The sequence below is a fragment of the Tropicimonas sediminicola genome, assembly GCF_900188335.1.
GTDB lineage: Bacteria > Pseudomonadota > Alphaproteobacteria > Rhodobacterales > Rhodobacteraceae > Tropicimonas > Tropicimonas sediminicola.
Map to the genome: position 1 here is coordinate 243556 of NZ_FZOY01000005.1, position 22662 is coordinate 266217.

Below are 22662 nucleotides of genomic sequence, written 5' to 3' on the forward strand. Positions count from 1 at the left end.
GGTTGCCGCGCATGGCAAGGGCCGGTATTGCACGGCTGCGAAAGAGGGGGCGAGCATGGCGCAAAACGGACAGGACGGCGAAAGCGAACGCGCGAAGTCGAAGCGCGTCGGCTCATTGCGATCTCTCTTCCCCTTCCTTGCCCCCTATCGTGGCTACGTGATCCTTGCCGGCTTCGCGCTGACGCTCACCGCGACGGTCTCGTTGCTTCTGCCGATCGCCGCGCGGCGCGTGGTGGACGGGTTCGGTGACGGCGCGGTTCACCTGCTCGACCGCTATTTTCTCGCCGCTATAGGCATCGCCGCCGTCTTCGCGCTCGGAACCGGGCTGCGCTACTACGTGGTGACCCGGCTGGGCGAACGGGTCGTGGCCGATATCCGCGAGGCCGTCTTCAGCCGGATGATCGGCATGAGCCCGGCCTATTTCGAGAATCTGATGACTGGCGAGGTCATCAGCCGCATCACGACCGACACCACCCTGATCCTCTCGGTCATCGGCTCGTCGGTGAGCTGGTTTCTCCGCAACACGCTCATGTTCCTTGGCGGCCTCGCCATGATGTTCTTCACGTCGGTCAAGCTGACCGTGATGGTGCTTGCAATCGTGCCCATCGTGATCGTGCCGATCCTGGCGCTTGGTCGCCGCCTTCGCGCCCTGAGTCGGCAGAACCAGGACTGGATCGCGAAGAGCTCCGGCAATGCCTCCGAGGCGCTGCAGGCAGCGCAGACGGTACAGGCCTACTCGCACGAAGCCGCCAGCCGGAGCCAGTTTGCCGAGGTGACCGAGGCCAGCTACCGCTCGGCGAAGACCCGCATCACGGTCAGGGCGCTGCTCACGATCATCATCATCTTTGTGGTGTTCTCCGGCATTCTCGGCGTGCTCTGGATCGGGGCGCGCGATGTACGCGCCGATGTGATGACCGCGGGCGAGCTGGTGCAGTTCCTGATCTATGCGGGCATCATGGCCGGTTCCGTGGCGGCGCTGTCCGAGATCTGGGGCGAGCTGCAGCGCGCTGCGGGGGCGACGGAGCGCCTGGTGGAACTGCTGGACGCCGAGGACGCGGTGACCGATCCCGAGACGCCGCGGGCGCTTCCGGCGCCGGTGACCGGTAGTATCGCCTTCGACAACGTCGATTTCCACTACCCGAGCCGCCCGGCGGACGCCGCGTTGAACGGGGTCAGCTTCACAGTGTCGCCCGGTGAGCAGATCGCGCTGGTGGGTCCGTCCGGTGCCGGCAAATCGACCGTCCTGCAACTCCTGCTGCGCTTCTACGATCCGAGCTCCGGCGAGATCCGCCTGGATGGGGTGCCGCTGCGGGAGATGGAACGCGCCACCTTCCGCCGGGCGCTTGCCCTGGTACCACAGGATCCCGTCATCTTCGCCGACACCGCGCGCGAGAACATCCGCTTCGGCCGGCCCGAGGCCAGCGATGCCGAGGTCGAGGCGGCCGCCAGGGCCGCCGCGGCGGACGGGTTCATCTCGGCGCTGCCCGATGGCTACGACAGCTACGTTGGTGAGCGCGGCGTCATGCTCTCGGGCGGGCAGAAACAGCGGATCGCGATCGCCCGCGCGATCCTGCGCGACGCCCCGGTGCTGCTGCTTGACGAGGCGACCTCGGCGCTCGATGCCGAGAGCGAGCGCGCCGTGCAGCAGGCGGTTTCCGCGCTTAGCGAGGGGCGCACGACGATCATCGTGGCGCACAGGCTGGCGACGGTGAAACAGGCCGACCGCATCCTCGTCTTCGACGGCGGGCGGATCGTGGCCGAAGGCACGCACGATTCCCTGGTGGCGGAGGGCGGTCTTTACGCCCGGCTTGCGCGCCTCCAGTTCACGGACGGACTTGCGGCGGAGTAGCGGCGCCGGCATGTCCGCGGAGGGCCGGATCGGCTGTTGCGTGACGCAGGGACACAATTCCCGTTGCGCAGCGTCAGACTTGCGGCGGATAGTTCAATCGCCCCAAGTCACAGGACGTGCGGGAGTTGGCACGACGAGGGAGGACACCGGATGAGCTTTGCGACCGTCGCCGATCGCGATGCGATCGACAACGAGATGCCGTGGGAGGAACGCGACGTTCCGACCACCATGTACCAATTCCTGAGCGCTGCGCGGGACAATCACGGCAGCCGGCCGGCCGTCTCGTTCCAGCTGCTGTCAAGTCCGGGCGCTCCGGCTGAAACCTTCACCTGGTCGGAGCTTCACGCCAGGACCACCCAGGCGGCCAACCTTTTCCGGTCGCTCGGGGTCGGCGAAGGGGATGTCGTCGCCTTCCTGCTGCCGAACTGCAGCGAAACCGTCTTTACCCTGCTCGGCGGGATGGTTGCCGGGATCGTGAACCCGATCAACCCGCTCCTCGAGCCGGACCAGATCTCCGCGATCCTGCGGGAGACCAACGCGAAGGTCCTGGTGACGCTGAAGGCCTTCCCGAAATCCGACGTTGCGCAAAAGGCCGCCGAGGCCGTGGATCACGCGCCCAACGTCAAGCATGTGCTCGAGGTGGACCTGCTGCGCTACCTCACCGGGCTCAAGAAATGGATCGTGCCGTTCCTTCGTCCGAAGATGACCGTCGAGCACACGGCGCGGATCCGGGATTTCAACGAGGCGATGGCCGAACAGCCGGCCGATCGCCTGACATTCGCGGACAGCACTGGCGACCGGGTGGCGGCCTATTTCCACACCGGCGGCACCACCGGCATGCCCAAGGTCGCGCAACATCTCTATTCGGGGATGATCTACAACGGCTGGCTCGGGAACCGCCTGCTGTTCAGCAACCAGGACAACGTGCTCTGTCCGTTGCCGCTGTTCCACGTATTCGCGGTGCATCCGATCCTGATGTCGATGATCGCCTCGGGCGCGCATGTGGTGTTTCCTACGCCGCAAGGCTATCGCGGCGACGGTGTCTTCGACAATTTCTGGAAGCTCGTGGAGCGCTGGAAGGTCACCTTCATGATCGGTGTGCCGACGGCTTTCGCGGCGCTGATGCAGCGGCCCGTGAATGCCGATGTCTCCACGCTGGAAAAGGCGTTCTCCGGATCCGCCCCTCTTCCGGTCGAACTTTACAATCGGTTTGAACGCGCAACCGGGGTCGAAATCATCGAGGGCTACGGTCTGACCGAGGCGACCTGCCTTGTGTCGATCAACCCTGTCGAGGGAGACAAGAAGATCGGGTCGGTCGGGATTCCGTTCCCGCATACCGACGTCAAGATCCTCCAGCATACGCCGGACGGCCCACGCGAATGCGCTACCGACGAGGTTGGCGAGATCTGCATCGACAATCCAGGGGTCTATGCGGGCTCTACCTATACCGAAGCCGACAAGAACCACGATCTCTTCCACCACGACGTCTACCTGCGAACGGGCGACCTAGGGCGGATCGATGCAGACGGTTACCTCTGGATCACCGGTCGCGCAAAAGACCTCATCATCCGTGGCGGGCACAACATCGATCCGGCCGTGATCGAAGAAGCCCTGGCGGGGCATCCCGCCGTGGCGTTCGCCGGCGCCATTGGGCAGCCGGACAGTTTCGCGGGCGAACTGCCCTGCGCCTATGTCGAGCTGGTCCAGGACGCGAAGGTCACGGAAGACGAGCTGATGGAGTTCATCCGGCCGCGCATCACCGAGCGGGCAGCCATCCCGAAATATCTCGAGGTCCTTCCGGAACTGCCCAAGACGGCGGTCGGCAAGGTTTTCAAACCCGAGCTGCGCAAGATGGCCATCACGCGGGTCTTCAACGCGGCCTTGAAGGAGGCCGGGATCGCGGCGACCGTGGTCAAGGTCAATGAAGACAAACGTCGGGGTCTGCTCGCGCTTGTCGAACGTCAGGGCGACGTCGATGACGAGGCCGTGACGCACCTGCTCGGCAACTTTTCCCAGCCTTGGGAGTGGTACGCCTCGGGCAGCGATTAAGCCTTGCCGTCGCAGATGTGTGCCCCCACCGATCCCAAGGTCGCCGGAGCGGCCTTGGGGCCGAGGCACGGGCCGAGGGCAGTGCTGCCAGCTAACCCCTGCCATAGGGCGATGTTGTCGGTTCTGGCTCAGTAGGCGTATTCGTCCGGACTGCAGAACGGCAGCGAACCTCCTCGAATTGGCTCGCTGGCATCGCCTGCGGGCTGGTCTTGTTTGCTTGTGGTACAGCTCGCCTCTCGTCCGGGGCATGCCCGCCGCACCGATCCCGACAGATGGCCTTGACGGCGGCTGATTCCGTTAGTGGACGATGAACTCCGCATGGAGGGCGCCGGCAGCCTTGATGCTGGTCAGAATGTCGATCAGATCCCTTGGCGCGACGCCGAGCGCGTTGAGCCCCGCCACGACCTCGGCTAGCGAGGTGCCGCCCGGTACTTCCGCGAGGCCGATACCCGGCTCCTCCACGATCTCCGCGTTGGTTCTCGGCAGGACCAGGCTTTCCCTCTCGGCAAATGGGTTTGGTTGCACGGCGACAGGGCTTTCCTCGATCCGTAGTGTCAGGTTCCCCTGAGACACCGCCACGCGAGAGATCCTGACGTCGTCACCCATCACAATTGTTCCCGACCGTTGATCAACGACCACCCGGGCCCGGCGTTCCGGCTCGACCCGCAGGTTTTCCAACTGGCTGATCGCCCGGGCGGGAGAGCCGGCCCGGGTTGCGCCAATGTCGAGTTCGATCGTGCCGGCATCCAGCATGCGCGAGACAGCGCGGCCGAAAGCGCCGTTGATCACGTTCTCTATACGCTGCGCCGTCGTGAAGTCCGGATCCCGCAATGAAAGTCGCATCGTCGTCAGGCCGGAGAAATCGAAATCGATCTCGCGCTCCACGCGAGCGCCTGAAGGAATCACGCCCGCCGTCGGCACGCCGGACACCACGTTCGCTCCATCGCCTTCAGCCTGGACGCCGCCGGCGATCACCGTTCCCTGGCTGACCGCATAGATCTGACCGTCGGCGGCTGTGAGAGGCGTCATGATCAGTGTGCCGCCCATCAGGCTCTTTGCATCGCCGATCGCGGAGACCGAGACGTCGATCCTGCTTCCCGAGCGTGCGAAGGGCGGCAACGTCGCTGTGACGAAGACCGCCGCAACGTTTTTCGGCCGGAACTGCTCGCCGGCGACGTTCACACCCAGACGTTCGAGCATGTTTGCCATGATCTCCTCGGTGAACGGCGAGTTTCGCAAGCCGTCGCCCGTGCCGTGCAATCCCACGACGAGGCCATATCCGACGAGGTCATTTCCGCGGACACCGTCGAATTCCACAAGATCCTTGATCCGCACCGGGCCGGCAGAGAGCGGCGTGGCGATGATGGCGAAGAGAAAAACCAGACAACGTAGCATCAGAGGTAATCCGCGAGGTTCAGTCGGGCGCTCCGGGCCGTCAGCGCATACAGCAGTTCCAGGCTGCTTTCGGCCTGTTCCAGCTTGGTCGCACTTTCATAGACATCCACGGACAGGAGTTCGGCGAGGCCGAGTTCCAGCGCGGCGATCTCGCTCGAGTTGCTGGTTTTCGCATCCTCGAGCGTTTCTTCCGCGACACCAATCCGTGCTTGAGTCTGCAGCAGGTCGGTGTTCGCCTGGAGCAGCAGATCGCCTGCCGTTTTCGCCATGACCGCCTGTTCGGAGGGCGCCTCCGAAAGTGGCGGGCTGGACATAAGGGCAGACAGTGCCAGCCCCTTGAGCGTGTCCCGTATGGCAGTGTCGGCGGCGGTGACGTCGAGATCGACCGCGCGGTTGGCGCCGGCCTGCATCGGTGCGAGTGGGGTAGGCGAACCGGTGTAAGCGATCGTGTCGAACCCGCCTCCCGGATCGAACCACGCATCGACGGCGGCCTTCACTCCGGACGCGGTGGTCTCGGTGGCCACTGCGACTTCGAGAGCGGACAGGATCGCGTGGCTGTCGGCAAGTGCGGCGCGGTCGGTTGCGGCGCCCGAGAACAGGGCCCTGCCGCCGTAGCTCGTGTTCAGTTGGCTCACCGCGGCGTGAAATGCCTGGGCCGCAGATGCGCCGAGTGCGTCCAGGTGGACCGCGCTGCTGGTGCTGCCGGAGGTCAACAGGTCCGTCGAAAGCGCAAGCGCCGACTGACGTATCGTCTCCAGAGACGACTGCATGGCTCCGGCAAGTCCGGCCGACTCGCTGATGGACTGACGATAGGCTTCCAGTTGCGAGAGGGAGTGTTCCATGGCCGAGACGGGACCGAAATTCGCGTTCACGGCCTCCGAAACAGATGCCACCTGGCCAGTGGATAGCTCGGTCGAGAAGCGCACCATGTCCGCCTTGAGCTGGGCGTTCCGGCTTCTGAAAATGTAGCTCATCGCGAGGTCGCCGACGGTATTCACAGCCATTGTTCAGATCCCCAGAAGCTGATCCATAAGCTCTTCGATCGTCTGTATGACGCGCGCATTCGCGGCATAGGATTGCTCGATGAGCAGGAGTTTCTGCATTTCGTCATCCGTATCGACGCCGTTGCGCGCCTCTTCCGTGGAAATCGCGTCGAGTTGTGCCGCTTCGAAACCCTGCCGGGTCTCGGCGGATTGCTGCTGGCGCGAGATTTGCGACAGAACGTCGGACGCGAGTTCGCTGGCCGATCGCTGGAGGCCGGCGGAGGCGCCGGAGGCCGTGATGCGGTTCTCGTTCAGGCGCTCGGTCAGCGCCGACAGCAGTGTCGCGTTCCCGACATCGCCGCTGGAAACAGAGCCCAACCCGTCCCTGAGGCGCCAACTCTCGCCGCCATCGCCCAGGTCGACGGCGGAGTTGAGGCCGATCCGGGCAGCGAGACCGATCTCATTGGCCGCGTCGAAGGCGCCGTTGCCGTCGGTAAACAGGCCGGCGTCGCCGGCCGCGAGCGTGGTGTCGAGCGATGGATCCTGAAACCGTTCGATCAGGTCGCGGGCAAGGGCGTCGAGTTCGGTCTGCGCCTCGACGCCGATCCCGTCTCGGATGTCGAAGGCGGCCGCCAGTTTGCCGCCGCCGACGGGATCGTAGGTTCCGCCGATGTCGAGCGGGTTGCCATTCAGGGTCAGGCCGGACAGCGAGCCAGCGCCGTAGGTCATATCCGGCGTGATTGTCCTTGTTGCGGTAAAGCCGATTTCCGCCGCCGGACCGTCAAGCAGGATGGTGCCTCCGGTCGTGAAGAGCGCGATCTGGCCGCCGTCCCGGGCGACCTGCCGAACGGGAACGACCTCGGCGATCGAGTCGACGAGGGCCTGACGCTGGTCCAGCAGGCCAGACACATCCTGGCCCGAGTTTCCCATCTTGAAGATCTGCCAGTTCAACGTCTGGACCTGCTCGAGATCGGAATTCAGCTGCGCCACCATCGAGGCGATGTCGGCGTCGGCGTCCATGCGCATCTGCTGGATGTCGCCCGAAGCTGACCGAATGTGATCGGCCAGATCGGAGGCGGCCTCGACGGCTGCGTCCAGGCGGACCGTCTGATCCGGCCGGCTTGATGCTTCGATCAGTGCGGCGTCGAAGGCGCTGATCTTCGATGCAAGCGAGCCGCTTTCCGTTGGGAGGCCGATTGCTGCCTCGATCTGCGACCAGGCCGCTGCCTCGGTAAATGCATTGGCGAGGCCGGCCTGGGCGATGCGCCTGTCAGACACCAACCGCTCGTCGACCAGTCTCAGCACGCCGTCCACCTGAACGCCCGCGCCGGCGCCGTCCACGGCGTTGGAAGACAACACCAGTTCGCGCTTCTGATAGCCGGGGGTCATCGCGTTCGCGACGTTGGACGAGACGATCTCGGCCGCGCGCGATGCCGCCGTCAGGCCCGACAGGGCGTTGGACAGGGAGCCGGACAGGGACATGGTGAACCACCTCGCTTATGCGCGTGCTCAGCGCTTGATGTTGGTCGTTTCCTGGAGCATCTCGTCGACCGTCTGGATGACCTTGGCGTTGGAGGAATAGGCCCGCTGGGTCTGGATCAGATCCGTCAGTTCGCCCGCCACGTCGGTGGAGGATTCCTCGAGCGCGTAGCTGACGATATCGCCCGTGGGGCCGTCTCCGGCGTCCCACAGGAAGAAGCTGCCGCTCTCGTTGGAGGTCGTGTAGGTCTGATTGTCGAGAGAGATCAGGCCGTTGGCGTTGGGAAGGTCGACGAGTGGGATCTGGTAGACCACGCGCGAGATGCCGATGTCGAAATTCGCGATCACGTAGCCGTTGGCGTCGACCTCGACCGAGGTCATGTTGCCGACGGGCGAGCCATCCTTGCTGATGGCGGTCGGGGCGAAGCTGTCGGAGAGCTGGGTCAGGCCGGTGCCGGTGCCGACGGCACCGATGTTGATCGAAATCGGCCCGCCCGCAACGTTGACGTCGAACACGCCCGTCGCCGCGTCGTAGGCGCCGCCGCTGACCGTTGTGACCGACGCAAGCGTGCCACCGCTTGCGCGGGTGTCGTCGAAGACCAGCGTGTATTCCCCGATCGTGGCGCCGGCCTGTGCCGAATCCGTCAGGGTCATGGTCCAGGTGTTGGTGGCCGGGTCGGTCGCCAGCGCGGGAACCGAGGGTGTGAAGGTCACCGTCACGGATTGCGAGGTGCCGAGGTTGTCGTAGTACTCCACCGGGAGGGTCAGCGCGGAGCCATCGGCGCCGGCCTCGGTCTCGGTCGCCGGCAGGTTGACGCCAAGGGACATCGCGGTCGTCGGTTCGCCGGCGTATTGGTTGACGTTGATCTGCACCGGCTCGAGCCCGTCGGCCGTGTCGCGGGCGTAGTCCGGGATCGAACCATCGACCGCCGCAGGCCAGCCGAGCAGGACCAGGCCCGACTCGGTCTTGAGGATGCCGTCCTCGTCGGTGCGGAACGATCCGGTGGTCGTCAGCAGCATCGAGACATCGCCATTGTCGGTGCCAACCTGGGATTCGGTGGTAACCGGCAGAAAGCCCCGCCCGCGCACGGCGAGGTCGGTCGAATTCGAGGTCGTGACCAGCGCGCCGGCCTCGTCGATCATCCGGGTGGTCGTGACCCGTACGCCGCCGGCCGAATACGTCCCGCTGCCGGATTCGATGACCATCGAGTGGAAATCGGCCTCTGCGCGCTTGTAGCCGTAGGTCGAGGAGTTGGCGATGTTGTCCGAGATGGTGGCAAGCCGGCTTGCGTTCGCGGCCAGCCCGGCCACGCCGGCATTGAGGGAAGAGGAAATGGTCATGGTGCGCCCTTCTGCTGCTGCGACCGGGAATGTCGAGCACTATGGGCATGGTCCGCTTAATGTGATGCTAACGGCGGACAGGCCCCGACATATGCCGCTCAGCCCCCGCTTCCGGAGCGGAGAAGGACGATCTCCAGCCGGTCGTTGCGCATCGACATCGGGTTGCCGACCGCGGGGTGCCGGTCGGCGTGACCGCTGACGCGCTCCATCCGGGAATCGCCCAGCCGCTCCGAGAGCATCTCCCGCACGGCTTCCGCGCGGTCGAGCGAGTGGTCCCAGGTCGGGTTGACCTTGAGCACCACGGCGTGGGATCGGCTGAAGCCCTTGATTGCCACCTTGTTGGTGGAAAAGGCAAAGACACGCCCGACGAGCGCGACCAGATCCCTGAGGACGGGCATCGGAGCCTCGGAGCCGGCCTGGAACAAGGGATCACCCTCGAGGGAGAAGAGCTCGACGATCAGCCCCTCGTCGGTGACGCGCGTCACGATGTGGCGCAGCGTGTTGTCGTCGGCCATGCTTTCTCCGCCGCCGCCGAGGAGCATCGACTCCAGCTCCTTCAGGGCCGCGTCCTCCTCGCTGTGCATCTGCCCGGACGCGCCGGCGTCCCGGAGCGTTGGAGCCCGATTCGTCGCGCCGATGCCGTTGTGAGCCAGCGTGTCCTCGGTGAAGACGGAATCGCCCCCGAGGCTGCCGTCCCCGCCGCCGGACACCCGGTTAAGGGGGATCGTCGGGCTGAAATAGTCCGCGATGCCCTTGCGTTGCTTTTCCGTCGTCGCGTTCAGCAGCCACATCAGCATGAAGAAGGCCATCATGGCGGTGACGAAGTCGGCATAGGCCACCTTCCATGCGCCGCCATGGTGGCCACCGCCGGCCACCACCTTCTTGCGTCTGATGATGACCGGCGCGTTGGGTCCTGCGCTCATACCACCACCTTTGTCTCACACCCGGAACCGAGGGTTACACCCCGCCGGTAAAGGAAAGCTTGAGGCTGGTTGGCACTGCTTTGGAGGCGGTCTTGCGAACCCGTCCGGCTGCCTGAATGAAGCGATTCGGGGCGCCTAAGCTCCGAAATTCGAAGGAAAAGCTTCCCGTTTGCAACACTGGAGGCCGGAGGCCGGGGATTCCTGCGTTTTTTCTGACGGTATCGGGGGATTTGGTGTAACCGGACTAAGAAGAGGCAGATTGCGTCCGGAAAACAGCCCGATAGATGGCACCGAGCGCAAAACAATCGAGGCAGTCACAATGCTCATGAGGGTGATACTCGCTCTTGTCGCATTCGTGCTGGGGGTTCTCCCGGCAGCGGCACAAGGAAACTACCTGATACAGCCGGGCGATCAGCTCGCGGTGGAAATCCTCGAGGATTCCACCCTGAACCGGCAGGTTCTCGTTCTTCCCGATGGCAAGTTCGGCTTCCCCATGGTCGGCGCGGTGACCGCGGCGGGCCGCACGGCCGAGCAGGTCGAACGCTCAATCGCGAGCAGCATCGCCAGCAATTTCTCGGTGACCCCGACGGTCTTTGTGTCCGTCGTAGGGCTCGCGCCAACGGCGCCGGCGATCGAGGAGGCGGACAACAGCTTCGTGGTCTACCTGGTCGGAGAGGTGAATGCGCCAGGGCCGAAGGCGGTGCTTCCGGGCACCACGGTGCTGCAGTTGCTGTCGCAGAGCGGCGGGTTCACCAAGTACGCGGCGACCAAGCGCCTGCAGCTGCGCCGCGAAGACGCCAACAAGCAGCAGCGCATGTACAAGATCAACTATCGCGCGATCTCCCGCGGGGCCGAGATGACGATGGACCCGCAACTCGTCGAGGGCGATGTCCTGCTCGTCCCCGAACGCCGCCTGTTCGAGTAGACGTCCATGCGCGGGGGATGGGTGAGCAGAATGTCGGCGGTGACCTGGTCGACACGCGTGGTGGTTGTTGGAACGGTTTCCATGTTCGCCGCGGTCGCCAGCTCGCAGCAGGCACGGGAACTGGGCGAGGAGCTCTTCTTCGACCTGAGCACCGGCTTTCTGGCCAATGACAACTACGAGCGGCTCGAGACGCCATCCGGCGACACCTACCTCTGGGTCAGCGACGTGACACTCGGCTATTCGTCCGAGACCGACGTGTCATCCTTCGACGCGTCGATCGGCGGGCGGCTGCAACTCGGGGAATTCGGCGAGGATCCCGACGAGAACGGCGGGTTCATCAACCCCTTCCTGAGCCTTGCCTACGGCCGTGACGGGGTCGCCTCCGACTTCACCACATCGCTGCTTCTGCGCGAGACGGACAACGGGCTCGACATCACGGAGATCGAGAACAGCACCGACCTGATCATCGACCAGGGCACGCGCCGCGACCTGAAATTCGCCGCCGGGCTCTCGCTCGGGAAAGATGCGCCGGTCAGTTTCGAGGGCGATCTGGCCTATGCGGAGCGCCGATTCCTGGACTCGGATGATCCCGACCTGACGGACCAGGACACGGTCGCGGTTTCGGCCGAGCTCGGATTCGCGCTGACCCGCACGGCGCGGCTGCTGGTCACCGGCGCCTACAAGGACCGGGACGACATCGACGACATCAAGAACGACGAGACCAACAGCTCGTTCGGCATCGGCCTGCTGGCCGAGATCGATCCGACGCTGACCTTTCGGGGCACCCTCAGCCACTCTATCAACGAGACAACTCGGACCCGCGACGGGGAGCGGGTGACCGATACCGAAGAGCGGCCGACAATCGACCTGGCGCTTTTCCAGGACCGCAACAACGGGACCAACCGGGTCTCGCTGTCGAGCGAGCTCGACGGTGGCGGATACCGGACGACGCTTTCGGCGGGGCGCGAAATGGAGCTGAGAGACGGCTTGCTCGACTTCTCGCTGGGCGTCACCCGCACCGAGAGCGGTCATACCAACCCCGTGGGATCGCTGGAATGGACGCGGCAGAACCGGGACTCGGTGTTCAGCCTGTCGTTCAACAACGGGGTCCAGACGGACGACGACGACAACGAGGTGCTGTTCAGCCGCCTGTCCGCGACGTTCTTGCAGGAGGTGACCGCGGTCTCCGGCTTCCGCGTCTCGGTCGGCACCTCGGCCTCCGAGGGGCTCGACGACGATACCGACGATCGCCGGTATGCGAGCGCCGGGCTGTCCTACTTCCACGATCTCGATCGGGACTGGAGCTTCGTGGCGGGCTACATCCACGAATATTCGGTCGACGGCGGTGACGACACGATGACGTCGAACCAGATCTTCGCCACGATCGACCGTCGCTTCTCCCTGCGACCTTAAGGGGACTTGACACACTTTTGGATGGTTCGAGCGAGTCGGGGCGCGGCCTTGCTCGGAACCCCCGGGTTTTGGCCCTCCCTTCTGGGCCGGAAACAATCCATATGAATGTGACGGACTGTTCGCGCGGAGATGCATAAACGATATGTTTTCTTGAAGTAGGCAGGGGGAAGCACCAATCATCGGTACATGAAGGTGAACCTCCGAGACCCGGCCCCGATGTCCGATGGGGAGAGAGTGATTCTGCTCTCCATCATCGTGCCCTGCTGCCTGGTCGAAGCGGTGCTGCAACTTTCCGACCTCGGGGTGCTCGGCCGGCCTGATCTGCGGATTCTTGCCTACGATTATGGGGCCTTCTGGCCCGGGCTTCTGGGCAACTGGACGCCGAACTTCGCGCTCCAGCCCGCCACGATGTTCCTGAGCTACGGGTTCCTGCACGGCGGAGCGGTCCACCTGGCGCTGAACATGGTCACGCTCTGGTCGCTGGCACGAGTCGTGATCGCCCGGACCGGTGCCGGCGGGTTTCTCTGGATCTACGTGATCTCCCAGATCGTCGGCGGTGCGGCCTTTGCGCTGCTCTCGCGCTCGGGGCTGCCGATGGTGGGGGCATCGGGGGCGCTTTTCGGTCTTGCCGGCGCAATCGGCGCCTGGATCTGGCTCTCGCGGCCGACGACGGCGGCCTCGTTCCGCGCCACGCGCCGGCTGCTCGCGGGCCTCGTCGTGATCAACGTGCTGATGTACGTCGCCTTCGCCGGCAGGCTCGCCTGGGAGACCCACCTGGGTGGGTTCATCGCCGGATGGGGCGTGGCGGTCGGCCTGAACCGGAGGTCGGCGGCATGAGTTTCCTGTCGCATCTCCTGCCCGCCGCGCTGATGGAGCGGCTGGACCATCACCCGGCGGCCGACGCACCGCCGGAGCCCGAGAACCTGACCTATGCCGTGGGCGACGTTCACGGCTGCGACGCCAAGCTCGAAAGGCTGTTGGAGCGTATCGAGGAGGACCGGGATGGACGCACGGCCGATATCGTGTTCCTCGGCGACTACATCGACCGGGGTCCGGATGGGGCGGGGGTGCTCCGCAGGGTAAAGGCGCTGCAGGAGGCCGACAGCGACCGCGTCTTCTGCCTGATGGGCAATCACGACCTGATGATGCTCGATTTCCTGAGCGCGCCGGCCAGCCTTGCGCAGCGCTGGCTGGACTACGGCGGCGAGGAGACCATGGCGAGTTTCGGTGTGCCGTCCTTCGCGGAGGTGGATCTTCGGCAGCGGACCGCGGCGCGGGCGCGCGCACTGCGCGAGGCAGCCGGGCCGGGACTTCTCGGGTGGCTTGCCAACCTGCCGCTCTGGTGGCGGTCGGGCAACGTGGTTGCCGTGCATGGCCAGACGGATCCGTTGCGCGCCATGATCGCCCAGAAGGAGAACGTCCTGCTCTGGGGCCGCCCTGCCGCCAAGATCGTGCCGCGGCGGGACGGTAGCTGGGTTGTTCATGGCCATACGCCGGTGCCGGAGCCGCGGGTGGCCGGCCGCCATGTTGCGATCGACACCGCCGCCTTCCGCGGTGGCCCGCTAACCGCGGCCGTGCTCGGCGACGGGATGCCACGTTTCCTCTCGGTGACCTGATCCCGGCGCTTCTGAGCGACTTCGGGCGCGCGCCCCCTGTTTGCGCCGGGCAATTCGTGGCAGATGAGGGCGAGATATCGCGACAGGGGCGAGGATACGGGTTTGCTGATCGAAGAAACCGCGCTGCCGGGCGTGCTGGTGCTCACGCCGAAACGGATCGGTGACGCCAGGGGCTTCTTCTCCGAAAGCTACAACCGGGACCTTCTGCGCGACCGGGGGATCGACCTGACCTTCATCCAGGACAACCACTCGCTGTCCCACGACGCTGGCACGGTGCGCGGCCTGCATTTCCAGGGTCCGCCGCGGGCCCAGGCCAAGCTGGTTCGCTGCGGGCGCGGGCGGCTCTGGGACGTGGCGGTCGATATCCGGCGCGGCTCAACGTGGTATGGCAAGTGGGCCGGCGTCGAGCTGAGCGCGGAGAACGGCCGCCAGATGCTGATTCCGGAAGGGTTTGCGCATGGGTTCGTTACCCGCGAGCCGGATACCGAGATCCTTTACAAATGCACCGATTCCTATGCGCCCGAGGCCGAGGGCGCGATCCGCTTCGATGACCCGGACATCGGGATCGACTGGGGCCTCGACGGCCAGACGCCGATCCTGTCGGAGCGGGACAAGGCCGCGCCGGGCTTTGCCGGTTTCCAATCCCCGTTCCGGTTCGAGGGCTGAGCAATGAAACTAATGGTGACGGGCGGGGCGGGGTTCATCGGTTCGGCGGTTGTGCGGCAGGCGATTGCCGAGGGGCACGCGGTCGTCAACCTCGACGCGCTGACCTATGCCGCCTGTCTCGACAGCCTTGCCAGCGTGGCGGGTCGTCCTGACTATGCCTTCGAGCAAGTCGATATCCGGGACGGCGCGGCGCTGGCCGATGCCTTTGCCCGCCACCGGCCCGACGCGGTGCTGCATCTCGCGGCGGAGAGCCATGTTGACCGGTCGATCGACGGTCCGGCCGATTTCATCGGCACCAACATCACCGGCACCTTCACGCTGCTGGAAGCCGCACGGGCGTATTGGGAGGGGCATGGCGCGCCGGACGCTTTCCGTTTCGTCCATGTCTCCACCGACGAGGTCTTCGGCTCGCTCGGCCCGACCGGCGCCTTCAGCGAAACGACGGCCTATGCGCCCAACAGCCCCTATGCGGCGTCCAAGGCGGCCGCCGATCATCTCGTCCGGGCCTGGCACAAGACCTACGGCCTGCCCGTGGTGATGACCAATTGCTCGAACAATTACGGTCCGTTCCAGTTCCCGGAGAAGCTGATCCCCGTGGTGATCCTCACGGCGCTGGAGGGCGCGCCAATCCCGGTCTACGGCACCGGAGACAACGTGCGGGACTGGCTTCACGTGGAGGATCACGCCGAGGCGCTTCTGCTGGTCATGCAGCGGGGTCGGGTCGGGCGCAGCTACAACATCGGTGGCAGTGCCGAGGCTCGCAACATCGACCTGGTGGAGACGCTTTGCGCCATCCTCGACCGGCTCCGGCCGGGCGAAAACCCGTATTCCGAGCTGATTGCCCGCGTCCCCGACCGGCCCGGGCATGACCATCGCTACGCCATCGACGCGACGCGCATCCGTGAGGAATTGGGCTGGGCGCCGCGCCATTCGCTCGACAGCGGGCTGGAGCAGACGGTGCGTTGGTATCTCGACAACGAGGCGTGGTGGCAGGCGCTCCGGGACAGGCCGGGCGTCGGTGTGCGGTTGGGCGTGGGGACATGAAGCTGCTGGTCTTTGGCCGGTCCGGGCAGGTCGGATTGGCGCTGCGCCGGGCGGCGGCCTCGGCGGGGGGCGAGATGATCGCGCTCGGGCGGGGGGAGGCGGACCTTGCCGAGCCGGGTGCCTGTGCCCGGGCCATCGCGCGCAGCGATGCCGACGTGGTCATCAACGCCGCCGCCTACACCGCCGTGGATCGGGCGGAAGACGAGCCGGAGCTCGCCGGGCGCATCAACGCACAGGCGGCCGGTGAGATCGCCCGTGCCGCGGCCGAGAGTGGCCTGCCGCTCCTGCACCTTTCGACGGATTACGTCTTTGACGGCACGGGCGCGCAGCCCTGGTGCCCTGGGGATGTGCCGTCGCCGGTCAATGCCTACGGCCGAAGCAAGCTCGACGGCGAGGCCGCGATTGCCGATGCTGGCGGGACTCACGTGATCCTCCGCACGAGCTGGGTCTTTTCAGCTCACGGGACGAACTTCGTCCGAACGATGCTGCGGCTTGCGGAGAGCCGGGCGGAGATCGCGGTCGTTTCCGACCAGATCGGCGGACCAACCCCCGCTGCCGCGCTGGCAGAGGCCCTGATGACACTCGCCCGGGCGAGCGCTGGCCCGGATTTCCGGAGTGGCGTGCATCACCTGAGCGGCGCGCCCGACACGTCCTGGGCTGGGTTCGCACGCGAGATCTTTCGCCTGTCCGGTCATGACGTGAGGGTGCGCGAGATCCCGAGCGCGGAATTCCCCACGCAGGCCCGACGCCCGCTGAACTCGCGCCTCGACTGCACCTCGCTCGCCGAAAGCTTCGGCATCGCCCGCCCGGACTGGCGGGACGGACTGCGAGAGGTGCTGGCGGAAATCGCGACGGGCTAGTCGCCGCTTCACGCGGCGTTTCAACTTGCCGCGAAACCCCTTAGACCGGTTGCGAGGGCCCCGCGCAGCGATCCGGCGGGCCGGGCGGCAGGGGCGGCATCGGGGAGCGGCCAATGAAGACCAAGGGCATCATCCTCGCCGGGGGCACCGGCACGCGGCTCTACCCGATCACGCTCGGCGTCTCCAAGCAGCTGCTGCCGATCTTCGACAAGCCGATGATCTATTATCCGCTGAGCGTGCTGATGCTGGCGGGCATCCGCGAGATCGCCATCATCACCACGCCGCATGATCAGCCCCAGTTCCAGCGGCTGCTGGGGGACGGGCGGCAGTTCGGGATCGAGATCACGTGGGTCGAGCAGCCCGCGCCGGAGGGATTGGCGCAGGCCTATGTGCTCTGCGAGGATTTCCTCGACGGTGCGCCTTCGGCGATGATCCTCGGCGACAACCTGTTCTTCGGTCACGGCCTGCCGGAGCTTCTGAAATCGGCCATTCAGCGGGAGCGCGGCGGCACGATCTTTGCCTATCGCGTGGCGGATCCTGAGCGCTACGGCGTCGTCCGGTTCGAAGGCAACCGGGCGACCGGCCTGGTGGAGAAGCCGCAGGTGGCGCCCTCGCGCTACGCCGTCACCGGGCTCTACTTCCTCGATGGGGACGCGCCGGCCCGAGCCAGGAACATCCGACCCTCTGCGCGTGGCGAGCTTGAGATCACCGAACTGCTGGAGACCTACCTCGCCGAAGACGCGCTCGACGTTCAGATCATGGGGCGCGGCTTTGCCTGGCTGGATACCGGAACCCATGCCTCCTTGCTCGACGCCGGCAATTTCGTGCGCACCCTGACCGAGCGACAGGGGCTGCAGACCGGGTGCCCGGAGGAGATCGCCTGGCAGCAGGGCTGGATCGATGATGCGGCGCTCGCGGAGCGCATCCGGCTGTTTTCCCGGACCGCCTATGGCGACTACCTGCGCCAGTTGCTGGAGTGATCCTCGGCGGCGTGACCGTTAACGAAAGATGACCGGACCGGTTGCTGCATCAGGGTCTTGTTGAGGCTTCTGATGGATTCTCGGCCTGCTTTCAAAGACGTGCAGGAAGAGCTGCCGACGGCCGGCCCGATGCGGGCCTCCACGACGAGGCAACCCCGAAGCCGTCCCTCCGGGGCGAGCGCGGGTGTCTTGGGCGGGCCAACGCACTCGGCTGGCAACGGAACACAACTGGCATGAAAGGAACCGGCAATGAGCGTTTGGCAGTCTGCCGCACTGGTGACCGAGGCGTTTCCCCACTGGGCCAAGCCCGCAACCCTTGATGTCGCCCCGGGAGGCGGCACGGTGCAGCTCGAGCGCCGCAACGCGGGTGGCGATTGGGAGGGGTTCGAGGTCTTCGACACCTCCGGCGCCTACAAGATCGAGGTCGTCAACAGCCCGGAGATGCGCATCACCGCAACGGCTGACGCGCAGTTCCGCTGGACCTGGAACGGCTGAGACGGGCAGGGCTCGGTTCCCTCACCTCCGGGGCTCTGAGCGTGGCGCCGGTCCGGTTCTTCCGGGCCGGCGTTACACGTTTCAGGAAGCCTCGCCGCCGTGTTCGCGGGCCTCTGCCGCTTCGAGCGCCTTCACTCTCTGCTCAAGTTGGGAGAACCGGGCGTGGATTTCCCGCGCAGGCATGTATTGCGCCGCGCTTTCGTCTGCAAGGAGCTGTTCGAGCGCAGTCCGAAACCCGGGCCCGCCGGTACGGATCTGCGAGATGACATCGCGCACGAGGTCTTCGTGCTCGATCTCGATCCGCAGGTTGATCGCCTTGGTGTTCACCTTGGACTTCGGCATGGGACTGGTCCGCTCGTTGGGGCAAGTCCAATGATCTACGAGGCAAGGTGGCGTTTTGCAACCATCATGCAATCACCATTGCGCGGTGCAAGGCGACGGATGAAGCCGTACTTCGCGGGGAGATGCCGGTGCCTGCAAGATGGCGACCCCGGCAGGATTCGAACCTGCAACCTGCCCCTTAGGAGGGGGCTGCTCTATCCAGTTGAGCCACGGGGTCGGTGGCCTTTAGGTGCCGGATCGTGGGCGTTTGCACAAGACGAAATCGCCGCGAATGGCTCCGGACAAGGGCTGGGGCGCCCGCACCGGGCGCATGTGCGACTAATATCCCCGGCTGCAATGCAGCGCTTTTCCACAGGGAAATTTGGCGCTAACAGATCTGCATGACATACGACGATCAGCGTTCCCCCGATCCCACCCATGCGCCGGGCCGCGGCGAGTCCCGACGGCCCCTGACCCTGCGCGATGTGTCCGAGGCCTCGGGCGTGAGCGAAATGACCGTCAGCCGGGTGCTGCGAAACCGTGGCGACGTGAGTGCCGCGACGCGGGAACGGGTGCTGGCCGCGGCCAAGCGGCTCGGCTACGTGCCCAACAAGATCGCTGGCGCGCTCGCCTCGAGCAGGGTGAACCTCGTCGCCGTCATCATCCCGTCGCTGTCCAACATGGTCTTTCCGGAGGTCGTGAACGGGATCTCCCACGTGCTGGAGGATACCGAGCTTCAGCCGGTGCTCGGGGTGACGCATTACGAGCCGGAGCAGGAGGAGAAGGTCCTCTACGAAATGCTCAGCTGGCGGCCTTCCGGGGTGATCATCGCCGGGCTGGAGCGGACCGAGGCGTCCCGCGCGATGCTGAAGAACGCAGGCATCCCGGTGGTCGAGATCATGGATGTCGACGGTGAGCCGGTGGATTCGGCGGTGGGGATCTCGCACAAGCGGGCCGGACGCGAAATGGCGCAGGCGATCATCGACGAAGGCTACAAGCGCATCGGCTTCCTCGGCACCAAGATGCCGCGCGACCACCGCGCCCGGAAGCGCTACGAGGGGTTCACCGAGGCGCTCGAAAAGGCCGGGCTGAAGGTCGAGGATCACGAGTATTACGAAGGCGGTTCCGGTTTCGCCAAGGGCCGGGAGATGACCGAGGCCATGCTGTCGCGGTCCCCGGACCTCGATTTCCTCTATTACTCGAACGACCTGATCGGCGCGGGCGGACTGCTTTACTGCCTCGAGAAGGGGATCGACATTCCCGGCCAGATCGGCATGGCGGGCTTCAACCAGGTGGAACTGCTTGACGGCCTGCCGCGCAAGCTCGCGACGATGGATTCCTGCCGGCGCGAAGTCGGGGAGGCCGCGGCACGGATCATCGCCGAGCGCACCGGCGACAAGGGCGATCCGGACCTCGGCAGCGAGCAGATCGTCCTGATGCCCAAACTCACCTACGGCGACACGCTGCGCCGCGGCTGAGGCCAACTTCATGGACATGGGCCGGGGGATGGAGTTAAACGCGCCCACGTCCGGTCCTGCGTCCGGGCGGCGCAGCGCGAGGCCCCGATGACCGACCTGTCGATCGTGATCCCGATGAAGAACGAGGGCGAGAACATCGCGCCTCTTCTCGACGGAATCGCGGCGGCCTGCGCGGGCGAGGATTACGAGATCATCGTCGTCAACGACGCCTCGACCGACGACACCGCCGAGATCGCGCAGCGGCTGGCCGCGGCCGACGGGCGGATCCGGCTTCTCAATCACGCCAGCTCGGCCGGTCAGAGCGCCGCCGTCCACAACGGTGTCCGGGCCGCGCGCGGCAAGATCATCTGCACGCTCGACGGCGACGGGCAAAACCCGCCAGAGGAATTGCCGAAGCTCTTCATCCCGCTGAAGCAGGACAGCACCGGCAAGCTCGGCCTCGTGGCCGGGCAGCGCGTGGCCCGGCAGGACACGTTCAGCAAGAAATGGGGCTCACGCTTTGCCAACGGGCTTCGGGCGCGGGTGCTGCATGACGGCACACGCGACACCGGCTGCGGGCTCAAGGGATTCCGCCGCGACGCCTTCCTCGCGCTTCCCTATTTCGACCACATGCACCGCTACCTGCCGGCCCTGTTCAACCGGGACGGCTGGGAAGTGGCGCTGGTCGACGTGAGCCACCGCGAACGCCAGGCCGGGCAGTCGAACTACACCAACTTCCGCCGCGCCATCGTGGGGATCCCGGATCTGCTGGCCGTCGCATGGCTGATCCGCCGCCGCAAGAAGGCGCAGGCGGTGGAGGCCGGCCCCGTCGCCGAGGAGCACGCCGATGGTTGAGACCATGTTCAAATGGCTGGCCGTGGACAGCTGGTTCGAATTCTGGTGGGTGATCGTCGGGCTCGGCGGGCAACTGCTCTTTACCGCGCGGTTCCTTGTCCAGTGGATCGCCTCCGAACGGGCCGGCCGCTCTATCGTGCCGCTCGCCTTCTGGTACCTTTCGATCGGGGGCGGTCTCGTGCTCCTGGCCTATGCGCTGTTCCGCAAGGATCCGGTCTTCATCCTCGGCCAGTCCACCGGACTGTTCATCTACAGCCGCAATCTCTGGTTGATCCATGCCGAACGTCGCCGCCAGCCCGAATAGACCCGCCGCAAGCGAGGCCGAAGGCTGGTTCCTGCCCGCCGCGCTGATCGTGTTGGGCGTGACCGCCCTGCGGGTGCTGCTGCTCGGCCTGAACCGGACGGACCTCTTTGTCGACGAGGCACAATACTGGCTCTGGGGCCAGGAGATGGCGCTTGGGTATTACTCCAAGCCGCCGCTGATCGGCTGGGTGATCCGCGCCGCGACCGAGATCGGCGGCTCCGACGCACCGTTCTGGGTGCGCCTGCCAGCGCCGCTCTTTCATGCCGCCACCGCGCTGATCCTCGGCGCTATCGCGGCCCCGCGTTTCGGTCGGGTGGCGGCGATCTGGGTGGCGGCGAGCTATATTACGCTGCCCATGGTGGTCGTTGGCAGCCTGCTGATCTCCACCGACACGATCATGGTGCCCTTCCTGACGCTGGCGCTCTGGGCCTGGCTGCGCGGACTGGACCGCGGCGGCTCGGTGCTCTGGGCGGCCCTGGCCGGCGCAGCGCTCGGGGTCGCCTTTCTCGCCAAGTACGCCGCGATCTATTACGTGATCTGCGCCGCGCTCGCGGCGCTGGCGATGTGGCAGGGGCGGCCCGGCTGGGCGCCGGCCCTGGCCGGGCTCGCGGCCTTCGCGGTGGTGATCTCTCCCAACGTCTGGTGGAACCTGATGAACGGGCTCAGCACCGTCGAGCACACGCTCGACAATGCCGACTGGGTGCGCGACCCGGGTGAGCGGGCGCAGCTCAATTTCGCAGGGCTGGCGGAGTTCCTGGCCAACCAGTTCATCGTCTTCGGCCCGGTCCTGTTCGGCGCGCTCCTGTGGCTCGCCGCGCGGTTCCGCGGCGCACCGGCCGAGCGGTGCCTGCTGCTCCTCTTCTCGCTGCCGATCCTCGCCATCGTCTGCACCCAGGCGCTGCTGAGCGAGGCCTATCCCAACTGGGCGGCGACGGCCTACATCGCGGGGACGCTGATCGTCGTGCCCTGGCTGCTCGGCCAGCACCCCGGGTGGCGGTGGGGCAGCATGGGCTTCCACCTGGTGCTGGCGATCCTGCTGCCGCTGGCCTCGGTCTGGGGCACCGGCTGGCGCGCGGGGCCGGATGGCAACTTCCTGCTGGAGCGCTATCTCGGCCGGACCGAGATGAGCGCCGCGATCCTTGCCGCCGCCGAGGCCGAGGGCGTTGTCGCTGTCGTGGCCGACGATCGGGACATCCTCGCCGGGCTGTTCCACGACGGGCGCGAGAGCACCCTGCCGGTTTTTGCGCGCCCCAGGGATGGACGGGCGCCGAACCATTACGTGCTGAAGTATTCCTTGCCCGAGAGTGTCGTCGGCGACGTGCTCCTGGTCACCAAGAACGAGAGGGTCCGGCTCGAGGGCTGCGAGGCGCGCCCCGCTGGCCGGATCGCGCCGGCCGATGGCGCCTATGCGGGACGGCCGCAACAGCTCTTCCTGGTCGATGCGGAGTGCTTGAGAACGAACCGCTGAAACCCTGTCTGGCACGGGTTCGGGGCGGCGGCGTGGTGACGCTGCCGCGGCTTCGCGAAAACCACACATTTTGCGACTCAGTCACGCTCGCCGGTTTGCCATGCCGCGACAACATGTATAGTGACTGCAATGATACGAAAGGCGGGGCAGGGGCCACGAATGCCTGAGCAGCAACGAAAGATGGCGACCAGAGCAGTCGCTACGGCAATCGCCATATACGGAACGGCGCACCCTCTCGG

Annotated in this window: 21 protein-coding genes and 1 tRNA gene; 15 read left to right on the top strand and 7 right to left on the bottom strand. The window is 65.9% G+C overall.

The features are described from left to right. Positions 1 to 55: 55 nt before the first annotated feature. Complete coding sequence (locus tag CHB86_RS14635) at positions 56 to 1849, top strand: ABC transporter transmembrane domain-containing protein (protein ID WP_089233800.1); 1794 nt, start codon at positions 56 to 58, stop codon at positions 1847 to 1849. A 150-nt stretch (positions 1850 to 1999) separates the two neighbouring features. After that, positions 2000 to 3898 carry an acyl-CoA synthetase gene (locus CHB86_RS14640; RefSeq protein WP_089233801.1) on the top strand — a complete coding sequence of 633 codons (1899 nt, stop codon included), beginning with the start codon at positions 2000 to 2002 and terminating at the stop codon, positions 3896 to 3898. A 297-nt stretch (positions 3899 to 4195) separates the two neighbouring features. Here CHB86_RS14640 and CHB86_RS14645 read toward each other — a convergent pair whose 3' ends face one another. From CHB86_RS14645 to CHB86_RS14665, 5 genes are all read right to left on the bottom strand, one after another. Further along, positions 4196 to 5293 (bottom strand): flagellar basal body P-ring protein FlgI, encoded by a 1098-nt coding sequence (locus CHB86_RS14645; RefSeq protein WP_089233802.1) that lies wholly within the window; start codon positions 5291 to 5293, stop codon positions 4196 to 4198. Beyond that, the gene (locus tag CHB86_RS14650; protein ID WP_089233803.1) at positions 5293 to 6297 is read right to left on the bottom strand and encodes a flagellin N-terminal helical domain-containing protein; all 1005 of its coding nucleotides are present in this window, start codon (positions 6295 to 6297) and stop codon (positions 5293 to 5295) included. Before CHB86_RS14650 ends, CHB86_RS14645 begins: the two co-directional genes overlap by 1 nt. 3 nt (positions 6298 to 6300) lie before the next feature. Beyond that, positions 6301 to 7758 carry a flagellar hook-associated protein FlgK gene (flgK, locus tag CHB86_RS14655; RefSeq protein WP_089233804.1) on the bottom strand — a complete coding sequence of 486 codons (1458 nt, stop codon included), beginning with the start codon at positions 7756 to 7758 and terminating at the stop codon, positions 6301 to 6303. Between the two features lie 27 nt (positions 7759 to 7785). Then, complete coding sequence (locus CHB86_RS14660; RefSeq protein WP_089233805.1) at positions 7786 to 9096, bottom strand: flagellar hook protein FlgE; 1311 nt, start codon at positions 9094 to 9096, stop codon at positions 7786 to 7788. Positions 9097 to 9194: 98 nt separating this feature from the next. Next, positions 9195 to 10019, bottom strand: coding sequence for a flagellar motor protein MotB (locus CHB86_RS14665; protein WP_089233806.1), 825 nt, complete (start codon positions 10017 to 10019; stop codon positions 9195 to 9197). Positions 10020 to 10344: 325 nt separating this feature from the next. On the opposite strand from CHB86_RS14665, the gene CHB86_RS14670 reads away from it, so the two are divergent. The 9 genes from CHB86_RS14670 to CHB86_RS14710 all read left to right on the top strand — a co-directional run bounded on the left by CHB86_RS14670 (position 10345) and on the right by CHB86_RS14710 (position 18018). Next, positions 10345 to 10944, top strand: coding sequence for a polysaccharide biosynthesis/export family protein (locus CHB86_RS14670; RefSeq protein ID WP_245837975.1), 600 nt, complete (start codon positions 10345 to 10347; stop codon positions 10942 to 10944). 30 nt (positions 10945 to 10974) lie between these two features. Further along, positions 10975 to 12357: a hypothetical protein gene (locus CHB86_RS14675; protein WP_141134903.1), complete on the top strand. Its 1383-nt coding sequence runs from the start codon at positions 10975 to 10977 to the stop codon at positions 12355 to 12357. Between the two features lie 234 nt (positions 12358 to 12591). Continuing rightward, on the top strand, positions 12592 to 13194 hold the full coding sequence (locus CHB86_RS14680) for a rhomboid family intramembrane serine protease (RefSeq protein ID WP_245837981.1): 603 nt from the start codon (positions 12592 to 12594) through the stop codon (positions 13192 to 13194). Beyond that, positions 13191 to 13973 (top strand): metallophosphoesterase family protein, encoded by a 783-nt coding sequence (locus CHB86_RS14685; RefSeq protein WP_176442887.1) that lies wholly within the window; start codon positions 13191 to 13193, stop codon positions 13971 to 13973. Before CHB86_RS14680 ends, CHB86_RS14685 begins: the two co-directional genes overlap by 4 nt. Positions 13974 to 14075: 102 nt before the next feature. Further along, positions 14076 to 14639: a dTDP-4-dehydrorhamnose 3,5-epimerase gene (gene rfbC, locus CHB86_RS14690; RefSeq protein WP_342747472.1), complete on the top strand. Its 564-nt coding sequence runs from the start codon at positions 14076 to 14078 to the stop codon at positions 14637 to 14639. A gap of 3 nt (positions 14640 to 14642) precedes the next feature. Continuing rightward, positions 14643 to 15683 carry a dTDP-glucose 4,6-dehydratase gene (rfbB, locus tag CHB86_RS14695; protein ID WP_089233811.1) on the top strand — a complete coding sequence of 347 codons (1041 nt, stop codon included), beginning with the start codon at positions 14643 to 14645 and terminating at the stop codon, positions 15681 to 15683. Further along, on the top strand, positions 15680 to 16543 hold the full coding sequence (gene rfbD / locus CHB86_RS14700) for a dTDP-4-dehydrorhamnose reductase (protein WP_089233812.1): 864 nt from the start codon (positions 15680 to 15682) through the stop codon (positions 16541 to 16543). The genes rfbB and rfbD overlap by 4 nt, the downstream gene beginning before the upstream one ends. 113 nt (positions 16544 to 16656) lie before the next feature. Then, positions 16657 to 17523, top strand: a complete 867-nt coding sequence (gene rfbA / locus CHB86_RS14705) for a glucose-1-phosphate thymidylyltransferase RfbA (RefSeq protein ID WP_089233813.1) — start codon at positions 16657 to 16659, stop codon at positions 17521 to 17523. 249 nt (positions 17524 to 17772) lie between these two features. Beyond that, positions 17773 to 18018 (top strand): hypothetical protein, encoded by a 246-nt coding sequence (locus tag CHB86_RS14710; RefSeq protein ID WP_089233814.1) that lies wholly within the window; start codon positions 17773 to 17775, stop codon positions 18016 to 18018. A gap of 81 nt (positions 18019 to 18099) precedes the next feature. On the opposite strand, the gene CHB86_RS14715 is transcribed toward CHB86_RS14710, so the two are convergent. Together CHB86_RS14715 and CHB86_RS14720 are read right to left on the bottom strand one after the other, a co-directional pair. Then, positions 18100 to 18360 carry a hypothetical protein gene (locus tag CHB86_RS14715; RefSeq protein ID WP_089233815.1) on the bottom strand — a complete coding sequence of 87 codons (261 nt, stop codon included), beginning with the start codon at positions 18358 to 18360 and terminating at the stop codon, positions 18100 to 18102. A 140-nt stretch (positions 18361 to 18500) separates the two neighbouring features. Further along, a tRNA-Arg gene (locus tag CHB86_RS14720) sits at positions 18501 to 18577 on the bottom strand. Positions 18578 to 18740: 163 nt separating this feature from the next. Between CHB86_RS14720 and CHB86_RS14725 the strand changes: the two genes are divergently transcribed. The 4 genes from CHB86_RS14725 (at position 18741) to CHB86_RS14740 (ending at position 22423) form a co-directional block, all read left to right on the top strand. Further along, on the top strand, positions 18741 to 19817 hold the full coding sequence (locus CHB86_RS14725) for a LacI family DNA-binding transcriptional regulator (RefSeq protein WP_089233816.1): 1077 nt from the start codon (positions 18741 to 18743) through the stop codon (positions 19815 to 19817). Positions 19818 to 19904: 87 nt separating this feature from the next. Next, complete coding sequence (locus CHB86_RS14730; RefSeq protein ID WP_089233817.1) at positions 19905 to 20651, top strand: glycosyltransferase family 2 protein; 747 nt, start codon at positions 19905 to 19907, stop codon at positions 20649 to 20651. Further along, on the top strand, positions 20644 to 20955 hold the full coding sequence (locus tag CHB86_RS14735) for a lipid-A-disaccharide synthase N-terminal domain-containing protein (protein WP_089233818.1): 312 nt from the start codon (positions 20644 to 20646) through the stop codon (positions 20953 to 20955). The genes CHB86_RS14730 and CHB86_RS14735 overlap by 8 nt, the downstream gene beginning before the upstream one ends. Next, positions 20927 to 22423, top strand: coding sequence for an ArnT family glycosyltransferase (locus tag CHB86_RS14740; RefSeq protein ID WP_089233819.1), 1497 nt, complete (start codon positions 20927 to 20929; stop codon positions 22421 to 22423). The genes CHB86_RS14735 and CHB86_RS14740 overlap by 29 nt, the downstream gene beginning before the upstream one ends. Positions 22424 to 22662 lie beyond the last annotated feature (239 nt).